General features: G+C 61.2%; 14 protein-coding genes. 3 read left to right on the top strand and 11 right to left on the bottom strand.

Translation table 11 applies throughout. The features are described from left to right. Positions 1-65: 65 nt before the first annotated feature. From B1722_RS20315 to B1722_RS20270, 10 genes are all read right to left on the bottom strand, one after another. Positions 66-689, bottom strand: coding sequence for an ABC-type transport auxiliary lipoprotein family protein (locus B1722_RS20315; protein WP_086794089.1), 624 nt, complete (start codon positions 687-689; stop codon positions 66-68). Further along, on the bottom strand, positions 686-1,624 hold the full coding sequence (locus B1722_RS20310; protein WP_041073659.1) for an MlaD family protein: 939 nt from the start codon (positions 1,622-1,624) through the stop codon (positions 686-688). The genes B1722_RS20315 and B1722_RS20310 overlap by 4 nt, the downstream gene beginning before the upstream one ends. A gap of 1 nt (position 1,625) precedes the next feature. Further along, positions 1,626-2,429: an ABC transporter ATP-binding protein gene (locus B1722_RS20305; RefSeq protein ID WP_041073657.1), complete on the bottom strand. Its 804-nt coding sequence runs from the start codon at positions 2,427-2,429 to the stop codon at positions 1,626-1,628. Beyond that, a complete protein-coding gene (locus tag B1722_RS20300; RefSeq protein WP_086794087.1) occupies positions 2,426-3,574 on the bottom strand; it encodes an ABC transporter permease in 1,149 nt (382 codons plus the stop codon). The genes B1722_RS20305 and B1722_RS20300 overlap by 4 nt, the downstream gene beginning before the upstream one ends. 54 nt (positions 3,575-3,628) lie before the next feature. After that, positions 3,629-4,657, bottom strand: a complete 1,029-nt coding sequence (locus B1722_RS20295) for a DUF5924 family protein (protein ID WP_086794085.1) — start codon at positions 4,655-4,657, stop codon at positions 3,629-3,631. A gap of 237 nt (positions 4,658-4,894) precedes the next feature. Further along, positions 4,895-6,289, bottom strand: coding sequence for a pitrilysin family protein (locus B1722_RS20290; protein ID WP_041073651.1), 1,395 nt, complete (start codon positions 6,287-6,289; stop codon positions 4,895-4,897). Positions 6,290-6,452: 163 nt separating this feature from the next. Beyond that, entirely contained in the window at positions 6,453-8,111 is a 1,659-nt protein-coding gene (locus B1722_RS20285; RefSeq protein WP_086794083.1) for a Na/Pi cotransporter family protein, read from the bottom strand. Positions 8,112-8,419: 308 nt separating this feature from the next. After that, positions 8,420-9,187, bottom strand: coding sequence for a TerC family protein (locus B1722_RS20280; protein ID WP_041073648.1), 768 nt, complete (start codon positions 9,185-9,187; stop codon positions 8,420-8,422). Between the two features lie 70 nt (positions 9,188-9,257). Beyond that, complete coding sequence (locus tag B1722_RS20275; protein ID WP_041073646.1) at positions 9,258-10,565, bottom strand: CitMHS family transporter; 1,308 nt, start codon at positions 10,563-10,565, stop codon at positions 9,258-9,260. A gap of 227 nt (positions 10,566-10,792) precedes the next feature. Next, the gene (locus tag B1722_RS20270) at positions 10,793-11,137 is read right to left on the bottom strand and encodes a DOPA 4,5-dioxygenase family protein (protein WP_041073644.1); all 345 of its coding nucleotides are present in this window, start codon (positions 11,135-11,137) and stop codon (positions 10,793-10,795) included. 83 nt (positions 11,138-11,220) lie between these two features. Between B1722_RS20270 and B1722_RS20265 the strand changes: the two genes are divergently transcribed. Beyond that, a complete protein-coding gene (locus B1722_RS20265; RefSeq protein ID WP_041073642.1) occupies positions 11,221-11,886 on the top strand; it encodes an NAD(P)-dependent oxidoreductase in 666 nt (221 codons plus the stop codon). 61 nt (positions 11,887-11,947) lie between these two features. Here B1722_RS20265 and B1722_RS20260 read toward each other — a convergent pair whose 3' ends face one another. After that, positions 11,948-12,898 carry a LysR family transcriptional regulator gene (locus B1722_RS20260; protein ID WP_086794081.1) on the bottom strand — a complete coding sequence of 317 codons (951 nt, stop codon included), beginning with the start codon at positions 12,896-12,898 and terminating at the stop codon, positions 11,948-11,950. Between the two features lie 114 nt (positions 12,899-13,012). Here B1722_RS20260 and betC point away from each other — a divergent pair, with 114 nt between their 5' ends. Both betC and choX read left to right on the top strand, forming a co-directional pair. Continuing rightward, a complete protein-coding gene (gene betC, locus B1722_RS20255) occupies positions 13,013-14,527 on the top strand; it encodes a choline-sulfatase (RefSeq protein WP_041073638.1) in 1,515 nt (504 codons plus the stop codon). Between the two features lie 15 nt (positions 14,528-14,542). Further along, the gene (choX, locus tag B1722_RS20250; protein ID WP_086794080.1) at positions 14,543-15,463 is read left to right on the top strand and encodes a choline ABC transporter substrate-binding protein; all 921 of its coding nucleotides are present in this window, start codon (positions 14,543-14,545) and stop codon (positions 15,461-15,463) included. The last annotated feature ends 44 nt before the right edge of the window (positions 15,464-15,507 follow it).

Genomic DNA, 15,507 nt, shown 5'->3' with positions numbered 1-15,507 from the left:
AAGATGGGGCTGCTACGCAGCCCAGCGGGAGCAAGCTCCCTCGCCACAAAAGCAATATTGATCGATCAGGGTCTCTGAGGGGCGACTTTCTGGCCTTGATCTACCGCCCACGCAACAACCTTGGCCGTCAGCCGATCACTGGCCTGTCCAAACCCTGCCACCACTGCCGGCACCTGCACATCGCTCAGCGGTTGGCGCTCTTCAAAGCGCCGACTGGCGAGAATCTTCTGATCATAACCGCGCACCAGCAGCGCATCGACGCGCACCACGACGCTGGCCTGATTGCCCTGATACTCGGTCTGAAACGCCTGCAAACTGCCGCCCAGCTCCAGATCCGCAGCGAAGTTGCTGTCATCGGTACTGAGTAGCGTCACCCGACCATCCCGGGCAAAACCATCGAGCAGCCGATTACGCAGCAGCACCGGCGCCGGATCGCTCCAGCGCGAGGCCTTGTAGCTGCTGATCACGTCACCCTGTGGAATCACCGCGATGTTCGGCCGGTTCAGCGCTTCGCTGGCCTGTAGCTTGTTCAGGCGCAGCGACCAGTGCTGGGTCGCCGATGAACTGGCCGAGGCGGACGCTTGCGCGGCGGGCAGGCGATAGACGTCCGAAGGTTCGGCCTTGGGCAGGATCGAGCACGCCGAGAGCAGCGAGAAACTGGCGAGGAAGGCGAAGTGAGTCAGCTTCATGGGGTGAATTCCTTGTTCTTGTCACTGCCCAGCAGGTAGCCGCTGGGGTTGGCCTCAAGGCGTTGGGAAATGCCGCGCAGCGAGGTCAGGGTTTCGCGCAGTTCGCGGATCGCCGGCGCCAGGCCATTGAGGCCCTGCATACCGTTGTCGAGCGAGTTCTGGTTCTTGCTCAGCAGGCCGTTGATGGTGGCGCTGCTTTGCTCCAGCGACTTCATCGCCTGCTCTGCACTGCCCAGCGCCTGCTTGCCCTGATCGTTGAGCAGGCCGTTGGCGTTGCGCATCAGCGCCGAGGTTTGCTCGAGCATGCTGCCGGCTTGCTTGCCGACGCTCGCCAGTTGCTGCATGGCCTGACGCAAGTCGCCGCGCTGATCGTTGATCGAACCGGTGGTCTGTTCCAGATGCGCCAGGGTGTTGCTGACGCGCTCGACGTTCTCCGGAGAAAACATCTGGTTGGCATTGTTCAACAGGGCGGTGACGCCGGTCATCAGGTCGTTGCTGTCGTTAAGCAGCCGGGAAATGGGCGAAGGCGCCGCGACGATGGTCGGCAATTCGCCGTCGTGTCCGCGCAGTTTCGGACTCTCCGGGGTGCCGCCGCTGAGCTGGATGATCGAAGTGCCGGTGATCCCGGCCAGCGCCAGTTTGGCCTGGGTGTCTTCCTTGACCGGGGTGTCACCACCCAGACGAATCCGCGCCAGCACCCGGCGCGGGTCTTTCGGGTCGAGGCGCAGGCTGACCACGTCACCGACCTTGATCCCGCTGTACTGCACAGGGCTGCCCTTGGACAGACCGCTGACCGCCTCATTGAAGACGATTTCATAATCCTTGAACTCGCTGTCGACGCTGGACTTGGCCAGCCACAGACCGAAGAGCAGGGCGCCCGCAACGACAATTACGGCGAACAGGCCGATCAACACATGATGGGCTCGGGTTTCCATGTCAGACCTCGTTGAGCAATTTGGCGGCGTCCAGCGCCGAGCGGCCACGCGGGCCGTGGAAGTATTCGTGAATCCACGCGTCATCGGTTTCCGAGACCACGTCGATCGGGCCGGCGACCAGTACCTTCTTCTGCGCCAGCACCGCCACACGGTCGGTGATGGTGTAGAGCGTGTCGAGGTCGTGGGTCACCAGAAACACGCTCAGGCCCAGCGCATCACGCAGGGTCAGGATCAGTTGATCGAACTGCGCCGCGCCAATCGGATCGAGGCCGGCGGTGGGCTCGTCGAGAAACAGGATGTCCGGATCCAGCGCCAGGGCCCGGGCCAGCGCGGCGCGCTTGATCATCCCGCCGGACAGCGACGCCGGGTATTTGTCCGCCGCCGACAGCGGCAGCCCGGCCAGCGCCAGTTTCACCGCCGCCAGATGCTCGGCGTCGTTGCGGCTCAGACCGGCGTGTTCGATCAGCGGCAGGGCGACGTTTTCGGTCACCGTCAGCGAGGAAAACAGCGCGCCTTTCTGGAACAGCACGCCGAAACGCCGCTCGACCAGTGAGCGCTCATGCTCGGACAGGCTCGGCAGGTTCTGGCCGAAGACTTTCACGTTGCCTTCGCTGGGCCGGCGCAGGCCGACAATGCTGCGCAGCAGCACCGATTTGCCGCTGCCGGAACCGCCGACCACGGCGAGGATTTCGCCCTTGTACAGATCCAGGTCGAGATTCTCGTGCACGCTCTGGCTGCCAAAGCGATTGCACAGGCCACGGACTTCGATCACCGCCTCCGAGGGCGCACGGGGTAAACGACTCACCAGCCCATCTCCATGAAGAACAGCGCAGCCACCGCGTCGAGCACGATCACCACGAAAATCGACTGCACCACGGCGGACGTGGTGTGCGCGCCGACCGATTCGGCGCTGCCACTGACCTTGAAGCCTTCCAGGCAACCAATGGTTGCAATCAGGAAGGCAAACACCGGCGCTTTGACCAGCCCAACCAGAAAGTGCTGAATGCCGATGTCGCTCTGCAACAGCGAGAGGAACATCGCCGGCGAAATCCCCAGCGACACCGCGCACACCACGCCGCCGCCAATGATCCCGCAGAGCATCGCCAGAAACGTCAGCATCGGCAGCGCCACCAGCATCGCCAATACCCGCGGCACTACCAGCAGCTCCATCGGATCAAGGCCGAGGGTGCGGATTGCGTCGATCTCTTCGTTAGCCTTCATCGAACCGATCTGCGCGGTAAACGCGCTGGCGGTGCGTCCGGCCATCAGGATTGCCGTGAGCAGCACACCGAACTCACGCAGGAAGGAGAAGCCCACCAAGTCCACGGTAAAGATCGTCGCACCGAAGCTGGCCAGCACCGTGGCACCGAGAAACGCCACCACCGCGCCCACCAGAAAGGTCAGCAGCGCGACAATCGGCGCGGCGTCGAGGCCGGTCTGTTCGATGTGGGCGACGACGGGGGTGATGCGCCAGCGCTTGGGACGAAACAGGCTGCGGGCGATGGTTTCGAGGATCAGGCCAATGAAACCCAGTATTTGCAAGGTGTCCTGCCAGACCGTTTCCACCGCGCGCCCGATGCGGGTCAGCAGTTGCACGCTGACGCTGACTTCCGGCTCCTTGATCGGCACACAGAAGTCGGTCAGCGAGCGATACACCGTTTGCAGCAGCGCGCGGTCAGCCTGGGAAATCGTGCAGTCAGGATGTTCGGCGGAGCGGCCCAGACGCTCGGAACCGAGCAGCTCCACCAGCAACGAAGCGCCCGCAGTGTCGAGGGCACCGAGGCTGTTGAGGTCGACCACGGTGTTGGCGTCGTACTGGCCGGTCAGTTGTTCGGTCAGGTGCTTGAGGTCGGCGTAATGGGCAAGCGTCCAGTCCCCGGAAACCCGCAGGCGGGCAGGGCTGATTGACGTGTCCAGCTGGGCATTACCGCTCATTGAGCTGCTGATCATAAGCTCCGTGCTTGTTCGGCTATTAAGCGAACTAACGTAATAGCACGAACCGGATTACTTTTCTTTGATCGCTGTGCTGTCTGTCACTTCGAAACGCAACACGCCGATCACCTGACCGTCTTCAGTCAGCACCCGCACCTGCCACTTGCCCGCCGGGTTGCCGGGGAAGTTCTGCTTGTGGGTCCAGGCACGGTAGCCTTCCTTGCGCCCGCCGTGGATGTCGAGGGCGATGCGGTCGACTTCCTGGCCGTTGAACTGCCACACGTGGTAGATCCGCTCATCCAGCCCGCGCGGCGCATTGATGGCGGTGTAGGCGTAGAGGCCGCCATTGCGAATCTGCTCGGCGCTGACCTCGTCGAGGCTGGCGCCAGGCGTGCGGTCCTGCAACTGCGTGCTGATCGCCACGTCGGTCATCCACAGCGTCGCCGGCGGCACCCACGAGCGCAGGGTCCAGCCGACCGCGCCGATGCCGACGGTGATGCACAGAATGGCCAACGCGTTGCGCACGGTGCGGATCGGAAAGATCGACGCCAGACTCGGGAACGACAGCACCACCGCCGTACCCAGTGCCCATTTGAAACTCTGTGCGGTGGTCAGGTGCATGATCACCGGCAGCGCAGTGAGCAGGGCGGCGAACAGGGTCAGGGTGTGCAACGCGAGAAACGCCCAGCGCCGTGGCGCCAGCCATTTGTAATAGAGCGGATCGACAATCGAGATCAGCGCGGCGATGCACAGCAGGCCGGTGAAGATCAGTTGGCCGCTGTTCCACGTAGTCGTGATGAAGAAGAACGGCAGGACGAAAAACAGACTTTCCTGGTGGATCATCTGCGTCGCGTAGCGCAGCAGTGGCTGGGGGATTTCGCGCTTGAAGATGCGCGTGAACAGCCCGGTCAGGGTGTTTTCCAGCATCAGCCAGATCCAGCTGAGCAGCATGATGATGGTGATCCAGCTCGCCAGCCCCTGCTGCCGATCGACCAGAATGAAACTGCCGACCCCGGAGATGAAACCGCCGAGCGCAATCACCCCGGGATAGCGCTTCATCAATTCGAGGATGCGCTGGATCAGGAGGGGGATTTTCTGCATGGTGGCGGTTCACGACTGGATAGGGAAAAACCTCGACAGAGTACCGTCCGCCGGGCGAGGTGGCGAGGCTCCCGGTCAGTAAAGCCTCTTATTTCTGTGGCGAGGGAGCTTGCTCCCGATCGACTGCGCAGCAGTTGCAAAACCTCAGTGCGCGGTGTTCCTGAAACATCTGAGTCGTCGGTATTGGGTCTGCTTCGCAGCCCAGCGGGAGTAAGCTCCCTCGCCACAGGATTCTCTTCATCCTTCGTCTTTGTGTTTGTCCCGGCGGTGCAGGCGCCAGCCGATCAAGATCAACAGCAGAACCCCGAGACCACCGGCAATCAGCCACAAAACTTCATCATCACTGAGCAACGGCTTTTCGATCCGCAGATACCCCGGCTGCAACAGCAACTCGCGCATGGCCTTGTTCGCCGTTTCCAGGGTCACGCCTTGCAACTCGCGGGCAGGGTTGGCAAAGCGTCCGTCCTCGTAATCGCCGAGCGCACTCCAGTAATAGTCGGCCATCGCGCTGTTGCCCTGTACCGCCCAGGCCTGATGGGCGATGGCGGCCTGTTTGATCCGGGCGAAGGTGTCGGGGTCGAGGCCGTTTTTCAGCAGGTCGGCCTTGAGGTCTTCCAGCACCTGTCTGGCCTCGACGAGATCATCGCGATCGACATCGGCGTTGAGGCTCATGAAACCGACCCCGCCGAACACTTCACGCTCGGCCCACGGCCCGTAGGACAAGCCATGGTTCAGGCGAATCTGCCGGTACAGTGCCCAGTCGAGGTAGTCCTTGAGGATGTCGAAAGTCTCGTCGTACTGATCGTCGAGCATCGGCTCCGGCACCAGCCAGTGCAATTTGGCGCTGTCGCCGATGAAGCCGCGGGTAAGGGTGCGTTCATGGGCGGCGCTGGTGCGGATGTCCGGCAGCTCACGGTGCTCGGCCGGATCCACCGCTTCGAGCGCGCCCCAAGTGCGTTCCAGATAGGCCGGCAGCAGTTTGTCGAGTTCGCCGACGACGATCAGCGTCATATTGTTCGGCGCGTACCAGGTCTTGCGCACCTTCTCCAGTTGCTGCTGGGTCAGGTGCCCGACCTCAGCGCGTTGCGGGCATTTCAGGCCCAGCTCCACCGCCAGCTGATTGCTGGCGGTGTGGCCCAGGTCCTGGCGGTCGAGAAAACGTTGCAGACGCGTGTAATGGCCACCGTCCTCGCGCTCGACCACGCGTTTGGCGGCGTTGATCGCATTGTCGTCAATGCGGGTCTGGGTCAGCAGACCGAGCAGCAGGTCGAGCACTTTGCGCTGATTCTTCGCCGGGGCTTCGATGACGAACGTGGTGTCGGCGTTGCTGGTGAACGCGTTCCACTCACCGCCCAACGCCTGCATGCGCTCCTCAAGGCCACCTTCGCCAGTGGCGTCGACGCCGCTGAACAACAGGTGCTCGAGCAGGTGCGGCAGCTCTTTTTCATCGCAATCGAAATCGTCGAGGCCGACGCCGACCACCAGACGAATCGCCACATGCCCGCGTTCAGTGCCGGGTTTGAGCAACAGCTGCAATCCGTTGGGCAGCGCGTAGCCTTCGACCTGAAAGCGATCAACGGCGAAGACGGGCAGGGAACCGAGCAACAGACAGGCGAACAACAGGCAACGCATAACAGGCTTCCGTACGGCTGATTTGGAGATCCGTGTCGCTATTCAGGCCGCTTTCGCGAGCAGGCTCGCTCCCACCTTGAAATGCATTCCCTGTGGGAGCGAGCCTGCTCGCGAATATCTTGCGGCTGAATCAATGTTACTGACTGACCCCAGCCCCAGACGTTCAAGGCGAATGCGTAATGTCGGCAATATCATCCGCTTCCAGCGCTCCGGTATCTGCCGTTTCCAGCACCACGTAAGCACTGCTGCAAAACAGCGAATTCAAGCGCTTCATATCGGCAATCAGCTCCAGGTGCAGCGAACTGGTTTCCAGACTCTGCACGATCTTACGTTGCAAACGGCTGACATGGGCATGGGCCAGACGCCGTTCCTGTGCGCGAAAGCGACGTTTCTCGCGCAACAGCTGACGGGCGCTTTCCTTGTCACCGCTGAGGAACACCGACAGGCCCAAGCGCAGGTTGGCGATCAGTTGCTGATGCAACCCGGCCAGATCCTCCAGGCCTTCTTCGGAAAACGACCGACGCTGGGAAGTTTTCTGCTGCTGCACTTTGCGCAGCATGCGTTCGATCAGGTCGCTGGCCAGTTTCAGGTTGATCGCCAGTTCGATGGTCTCTGCCCAACGCCGACTGTCCTGCTCGCCGAGATCCTCGCGGGGCATTTGCGCCAGATACAGCTTGATCGCGCTGTACAGCGCTTCGACGTCATCGGTCAGTCGGCGCATTTCCTGGGTAATGGCGGTCTGCTTGCCGCGCAGCACATCGAGCATCGCGTCGAGCATGTTGTCGATCAGATCGCCCATGCGCAGGGTCTCGCGGGCCGCGTTGGCCAGCGCCAGGCTAGGTGTCGACAGTGCCGTCAAATCAAGGTGACGCGGCTTGGCGGCGCCGTTGACTTCCGGGCGCTCCGGCAGCAACCAGGCGCACAGCCGCGCCATCGGGGCGACGCTGGGCAGCAGGATCAGGCAGCGCGCGGTGTTATAGAGCAGGTGGAACCCGATGACCATTTCTTGCGGGCTGAAGTCGAGCCCGTCCATCCAGTGCACCAGCGGATCAAGCACCGGAATGATCAGCAACAGCCCGATCAGTTTGTACAGCAGGCTGCCCAGCGCCACTTGCCGCCCGGCCGCGTTCTGCATGCTGGTGCTCATGAACGCCAGCACGCCGCTGCCGATGTTGGCGCCGATCACCAGACCGATCGCCACCGGCAGGCTGATCACACTGGCACCGGCCAGCGTCGCGGTTAGCAACACAGCGGCGAGGCTGGAGTAGGAAATCATCGCGAACAACGCACCGACCAGGGCGTCGAGGAGGATATCGCCGGTCAGCGACGCAAAGATCACCTTCACGCCTTGGGCGTGGGTAATCGGTGCAGCGGCTTCGACGATCAGTTGCAAGGCGAGAATGATCAGGCCCAGACCGATACTGACCCGGCCCATCTGCCCGAGGCGCGTCTGTTTGCGCGACAGAAAGAAAATCACCCCGAGGAAAATCAGCAGCGGCGACAGCCACGACAGGTCAAAGGTCAGCACCCGCGCCATCAGCGCCGTACCGACGTCGGCGCCAAGCATGGTCGCCAGCGCCGGGGTCAGCGCCATCAAGCCCTGACCGACGAAGGAGGTGACGAGCATGGCCGTGGCGTTGCTGCTCTGCACCATCGCAGTCACGACGATGCCGGCGACGAACGCGAGCCAGCGTTTGGACATGTTCTGGCCGATCACATGGCGCAGATTGGTGCCGTACACCCGCAGGATGCCGGTTCGGACGATGTGCGTGCCCCAGATCAGCAGGGCCACGGCAGACAGCAAATTGAGCAGGGTGAGCATGCAGACCCCCTGTAGTAGCAGCGCCCCAAAGGGGCAAGTTGACGGTACCGCGCGGTTTCTACGTTTTTGATACTTAAGCTGTAGTTGGCTAACGGACTGGGCGCCAGCATTGCACAGCTAAAGTGCGGATTGAAACAAAAGTGTCATGAAAACAGCTTTATCCACACCCCGCGCAATCACCCCAAATCCCTGTGGGAGCTGGCTCGCCAGCGATGACGGCAGCACTGGCGACATTGATGTTGCCTGACACGCCACTATCGCTGGCAAGCCAGCTCCCACAGGTTTTGTATTGCTGTCGGACTACCGGGTTACTGCCCCGGCACGTCCTTGCGCAGCTTCACCGGGTCCTGTTGTTTTTTCTTTTTGGCGATCGCGGTGCGCATCTTGATGTTGATCGCTTCCACCGCCAGCGAGAACGCCATGGCGAAGTACACGTAGCCTTTTGGTACATGCACATCGAACGCCTCGGCGATCAGTACGGTACCGACCACCAGCAGGAACGACAGCGCCAGCATCTTCAGCGACGGGTGCTTGTCGATGAACTCGCTGATCTTGCCCGAGGCCGCCATCATCACCAGCACCGCGACGACGATTGCCGCGACCATCACCGGCACATGGGAGACCATGCCGACGGCGGTGATCACCGAATCCAGCGAGAACACGATGTCGATGATCGCGATCTGGATGATGGTGTAGAGGAAGTTGCCGCCCTTGCCCGAAGGCTCGTCGCCGCTTTCGTCTTCGCCTTCCAGCGCGTGGTACATCTCTTGCGAGCTCTTCCACAGCAGGAACAGGCCACCGAAGAACAGGATCAGGTCGCGCCCGGAAATGCCCTGGCCGAACACCACGAACAGGTCGGCGGTGAGGCGCATGACCCAGGTGATCGACAGCAGCAACAGGATCCGCGTGATCATCGCCAGACCCAGGCCGAAGATCCGCGTGCGCTGCTGCATGTGCTTGGGCATGCGGCTGACCAGGATCGAAATCATGATGATGTTATCGATGCCCAGAACGATTTCCAGGGCGGTCAGAGTAAAGAAGGCAACCCAGATTTCGGGGTTGGTCAGCCAATCCATGTGTATTCCTTTGAGCGAGTGTTAAACCATGACGCCAGCAAGCAGCTGGCGTCATGGTGAGTGAATGCCGTTACATCGTGCTGAACAGCGGGAATGTCCCCAGCAGCAAGGCGGCCACCAGTATGCACAGGCAGACCAGCACTGCCCACTTCAGGGTGAAACGCTGGTGGTCACCGAACTCGATACCGGCCAGCGCCACCAGCAGGTACGTCGACGGCACCAGCGGGCTGAGCAAGTGGACGGGCTGACCGACGATCGAGGCACGGGCCATTTCCACCGCGGTGATGCCGTAATGGCTGGCCGCTTCGGAGAGCACCGGCAATACGCCGTAGTAGAACGCGTCGTTCGACATGAAGAACGTGAACGGCATGCTCACCAGCGCCGTGATCACCGCCAGGTACGGGCCGAGGAAGTCCGGAATCACTGCCAGCAGACTTTTCGACATGGCGTCGACCATGCCGGTTCCGGACAGGATACCGGTGAAGATACCCGCAGCGAAAATCAGACTGACCACCGACAGCACGCTGCCGGCATGGGCCGCCACGCGGTCCTTCTGCATTTGCAGGCACGGGTAGTTGACGATCATCGCGATGCTGAACGCCACCATGAACAGCACCGGCAGCGGCAGCAGGCCGGCGATCAGGGTGCACATCAGCGCCAGGGTCAGCAGGCCGTTGAACCAGATCAGCTTCGGACGACGGGCATCGGGGAACTGCGAGACGCTGATTTCGCTGTGGTCGATCTCGTCGCCGATCAGGTGCAGCTCACCCAGACGCGCACGCTCACGTTTGCCGTAGAAGTAGGCAATGATCAGGATCGCCACCACACCGGCAGCCATCGCCGGGATCATCGGCACGAAGATGTCCGACGGGTCGACGTGCAGCGCACTGGCCGCGCGAGCGGTCGGGCCACCCCACGGGGTCATGTTCATCACGCCACCGGCGAGGATGATCAGACCGGCCATGATCCGCGGGCTCATGCCGATGCGGCTGTACAGCGGCAGCATGGCGGCCACGCAGATCATGTAAGTGGTCGCGCCGTCACCATCGAGGGAAACGACGAGCGCCAGCACGGCGGTACCGACCGAAACTTTCAGCGGGTCGCCCTTGACCAGTTTGAGGATCTTGCGCACGGCCGGGTCGAACAGGCCGGAGTCGATCATCAGGGCGAAATACAGAATGGCGAACATCAGCATCACGCCGGTCGGCGCAAGCTTGGTAATACCTTCGAGCATCATCGGGCCGATCTTCGGCGCGAAACCACCGAACAGGGCGAACAGGATCGGGATGATGATCAGGGCGATCAGCGCAGACAGGCGCTTGGTCATGATCAGGAACATGAACGTGATGACCATGGCGAAGCCAAGGAAAGTCAGCATGGGATTACTCCAGGCGTAGCGCGGCTAATTGAGTGAGCGGATCGGAGGGGATCAGCGCAGAACGGGAAGCACGAGACGTACGGGCGGAGTTTCAGCGAGAAGGCGGGCTACAGAGGACATCAGAATCACCATTGTTGTTGTTAATTGGGCCTGACGTGCGAGCGATCACACGCGTTGGCCAACCGGTCTGTTGCCGGTAGTGGCGGCGATCCTAATCGGGCAACCTTTCAGCTACCTTTCGTTGACCGGAAAACAGACAGGTCCAGCGGCCGCATCGCGCCCATCCAGATTGCGTGCTCGGTGTGATCGAGCAAATCGTCGCCGGTGTCGGGGTGAAGGAACACCACCAGGCCCTTGCGATTGAGCGCCAGCCACGGCAATACCTCGCCGATCATCTGCGGGCCGAAGGCCAGCTGGCAGCTCCAGTCAGGGTGCGGGCCGACCGGGCGTTCATGGACGCGGCCCATCTTCAATGGAAACAACTGCGCGGCTTGCTCACACAACGCGCGTGCCTGATCGATGGTATCGGCATCGAAATAGACGTGGGCGTGGTAGCCCTTGATCGCTGGCATTTGAAACCCTCGGAAATCGGTTCGAACCCTGGGCGGTACCCATATGTCACACGCCATACAAGGGATTATAAAAAGGATCAGCCATGAAAAATGCCGAAACCCCGACGGTGAAAGTGGTGCTCTATGGTGCCATGGCCAGCCTGGGCGGTGCGTTGATGGCTGAGTTGCTGCGACGCCAGCACGAAGTCATCACGATTCTCGACGATTTGAACGTACTCGCGCCACGTCCCGGCCTGCGCACCAAAAGCGGCGATTTGTTCGATGCCGAGCGGGTCAAGCAAAGCGTAGCGGGCAGCTCGGCAGTGATCTGTCTGCTTGATGCACCGGGCTTGCCGTTCAGCAGCGACCATGTGGAACGGTCGGTGGTGCTTGGGCCGGTGGAACAAGTGCTGGCGGTCGATGCGCTGGTCGACGGCCTGCAGGCAGCCAATGTTTCACGGCTGTTTCTGGTGGGGAATTTTGCCGTGCTCGACGAGCCGGAACTGGACGACGGCCTGCAACGCCACGCCGCCGAAGAAATCCGCGAAGCCCTGCAAAGCAGTCCATTGCAGTGGACACTGGTGAACGCGCCTCACGGCGTGGCGGGGCTGACTATCGAGCATTTCAGCCAGGTCGGCGGCAATCTTGAGCCGGGGCTGGCGGAGCCGCTGGAACGGCTGAATCGGGTCGCGGTGGGGATTGCCGATGAGCTGCGGCTGAACCTGCATGTGGGGCAGCATGTGAATTTTGTCGCGACGTCGGATACGTAAAAAGATCGCAGCCTGCGGCAGCTCCTACAGGGAATTGCCGCAGGCTGCGATCTTTTTCTATTCACACCGCAATCGAAGGTACCTCCAATCCAGTCAGAGATTCGGCGCTACTGGCCTGTTCGGCCATCAACCAGTCGACAAATTGCTGAATCAACGCGCCCCGGCGTTTGCGTTGCGGCAGCACCACGTAATAACCCAGGCGCGACAACGTGGTCTCGGTGATCGGCCGACACAGCAAGCCCTGGGTCAGCAAGTTATCCACAAGGTGGCGCCAGCCGATGGCCACGCCTTGGCCGCCAATCGCCGCTTGAATCAACAGCGTGTAGTTGTCGAAGCGCAATTGCCCCGGCGCCGGCGGGGTAGTGATGCCCAGTTCGCGAAACAGCCCGCTCCAGTCAAACCAGTTGCTGCTGTTTTCCCCGCGCAAGTGCAGCAGCGGGAACTCCAGCAACGTCTGGGCAGGCAAGGGCAGGGCACGCTCCTTGAGCAGTTGCGGGCTGCACACCGGGAATACTTCTTCGCTGAACAGCCAATGGCTTTCGCCCTGTTTAAAGCGCCCGTCACCAAACAGGATCGCGACATCGATGTCAGTGCGCAGCATGTTGTGGTTGCGCTCGCTGGTGACCAGGCTGACATCGACGTTCGGGTTGGCTTCGTGGAAGCGGTGCAGACGTGGCATCAGCCAGTAGGCGGCGAAAGCGAAATCGGTGGCGACCTGCAATACCTCGTGTTGTTGCTGCGTACTGATCGCACTCAATCCTGCGTCGATATTCTGCAAACCGAGCTGAACCTGCTCGAACAGGATCGCGCCGCCCTCGGTCAGTTCGATGCCGCGATAGATCCGGTCAAACAGTCGTGCTCCCAGCTGTTCTTCCAGACGCTTGATCTGCTGGCTGATCGCTGGCTGCGTGGTGCCCAGCTCAACCGCCGCCGCAGTAAAACTGCGGTGACGGGCCGCCGCTTCGAAAGCGCGCAACAGGTCGAGAGACAGATTGCCGAGGGCTTCATACATAAGCTGTGCTTATCCTAGTCATTGTCCGGCGCGGGCTTTACCCGACAGAGCATGGACTCCATGCTCGATCGCAGCAATGTCGCATAACTGTTCACTATGGAATGCCGCGATCACATGAAGCGCAAGAACATTCTTTTCATCATGGCCGATCAAATGGCCGCGCCAATGTTGCCGATCTACGGCCCGTCGCCGATCAAACTGCCGAATCTTTCGCGCCTCGCCGCCCAAGGCGTGGTGTTCGATGCCGCTTACTGCAACAGCCCGCTGTGCGCGCCGTCGCGTTTCACCCTGGTCAGCGGCCAGTTGCCGAGCAAGATCGGCGCCTATGACAACGCCGCTGATTTCCCTGCCGATATTCCGACCTACGCCCACTACCTGCGCCGCCTCGGCTACCGCACCGCGCTGTCAGGCAAGATGCATTTCTGCGGCCCGGACCAATTGCACGGCTACGAAGAGCGTCTGACCAGCGACATCTACCCGGCCGACTACGGCTGGGCGGTGAACTGGGACGAGCCGGACGTGCGCCCGAGCTGGTATCACAACATGTCGTCGGTGCTGCAGGCCGGGCCGTGCGTGCGCACCAATCAGCTCGACTTCGACGAAGAGGTGGTGTTCAAGGCCCAGCAATACCTGTTCGACCACATTCGCGAGGACGGCGACCAACCGTTCTGCCTGACCGTGTCGATGACGCACCCACATGACCCGTACACCATCCCCAAGGCGTTCTGGGATTTGTACGACGATGCGGATATCCCGCTTCCGACGACACCGGATCCACATTCCCTCGATCCACACTCGCAACGCCTGCTCAAGGTCTATGACCTGTGGGACAAGCCACTGCCTGTGGATAAAATCCGCGACGCACGGCGAGCATACTTCGGTGCTTGCAGCTATATCGATGCCAACGTCGGCAAACTCCTGCAAACCCTCGAAGATTGTGGGCTGATGGAAGACACCGTCGTCGTCTTCTCCGGCGACCATGGCGACATGCTGGGAGAGAAGGGCCTCTGGTACAAAATGCATTGGTTCGAGATGGCCGCTCGCGTGCCCCTGTTGATAAGTGCACCCGGTCAGTTCAAATCGGGCCGTGTCAGCTCTGCCGTCTCCACTGCCGACCTGTTACCGACCTTCGTCGAACTGGCCGGCGGCAGCCTGGAACCGAATCTGCCGCTGGACGGCCGCTCCCTGCTGACGCACCTGCAAGGGCAGGGCGGGCATGACGAAGTGTTCGGCGAATACATGGCCGAAGGCACGGTCAGCCCGCTGATGATGATCCGCCGTGGCGCGTACAAATTTATCTACAGTGAAAGCGACCCGTGCCTACTCTTCGATGTGCACAACGACCCGCGTGAACTCGAAGAACTCAGCCAGTCGCCGCAACATCGCCAACTGTTCGACGATTTTCTCGCCGAAGCGCGGGCAAAATGGGACATGCCGGCCATTCACCGCGAGGTCCTCGCCAGCCAGCGCCGTCGTCGTTTTGTCGCCGATGCCCTGACCATCGGCAAGCTGAAGAGCTGGGATCACCAGCCGCTGGTGGACGCCAGTCAGCAGTACATGCGCAACCACATCGACCTCGACGATCTGGAACGCAAGGCCCGTTATCCACAACCCTGCCAAAACCAATAATGTAAGGGGAAGTCCATGCGCAAGTTATCCACAGCACTGACGATAGGCCTGCTGGCTCTGGGCAGCGCCTCGGCATTTGCCGAGCAAAGCTGCGACACCGTGAAAATGGCCGATCCGGGTTGGAGTGACATCGCCGCGACTAACGCCATCACCGGGTTTCTGCTGGACGGCATGGGCTACAAGGCCAAGGTCGACACCCTCGCGGTGCCGATCACCTTCGGCGGTTTGAAGGACGGCCAGGTGGATGTCTTTCTCGGTAACTGGATGCCGGCGCAGCAGGGCTTCTACGACAAGTTCGTCGCCACCGGCGACGTCACGCAACTGGCGAAGAACCTCGACGGCACCGAGTTCACCCTGGCCGTCCCGGATTATGTGTGGGATGCCGGTGTGCATAACTTTACCGACCTGAACCAATACGCCGACAAGTTCGACAAGAAAATCTACGGCATCGGCTCCGGTGCACCCGCGAACATTTCGCTGCAGGAAATCATCAAGAAGAACGACTTCGACCTTGGTCAGTGGAAGCTGATCGAATCCAGCGAACAAGCGATGCTCGCCGAAGTCTCGCGGGCCGTGAAGAAGCAGAAATTCGTCACCTTCCTCGGCTGGACCCCGCACCCGATGAACGTGCAGCTGAAGATGCATTACCTCAAGGGCGGCGAGAAGTATTTCGGCGACACCGGCAGCGTCTACACCCTGACGCGCAAGGGCTACGCCGAGGCTTGCCCGAACGTGGGCAAGTTGCTGACCAACCTGTCGTTCACCCAGGACATGGAGAACAGCATCATGGCTGAGGTGGTGAACAAGAAAGTCAGCAATGCCGAAGCGGTAAAGGCATGGATCAAGGCCAATCCGGCGGTGCTGGATAAATGGCTGGATGGGGTGAAGACGCTGGATGGCAAGGATGCGTTGCCTGCGGTCAAAGCCAAACTCTGACGCACTTTTGTGGCGAGGGAGCTTGCTCCCGCTGGAGTGCGCAG

This window comes from Pseudomonas sp. SCPG-7 (assembly GCF_002156405.1).
In the GTDB taxonomy this organism is placed as follows: domain Bacteria; phylum Pseudomonadota; class Gammaproteobacteria; order Pseudomonadales; family Pseudomonadaceae; genus Aquipseudomonas; species Aquipseudomonas parakoreensis.
Note: the sequence above shows the minus strand (reverse complement) of the source record. Positions and strands in the feature narration are given on the sequence as shown.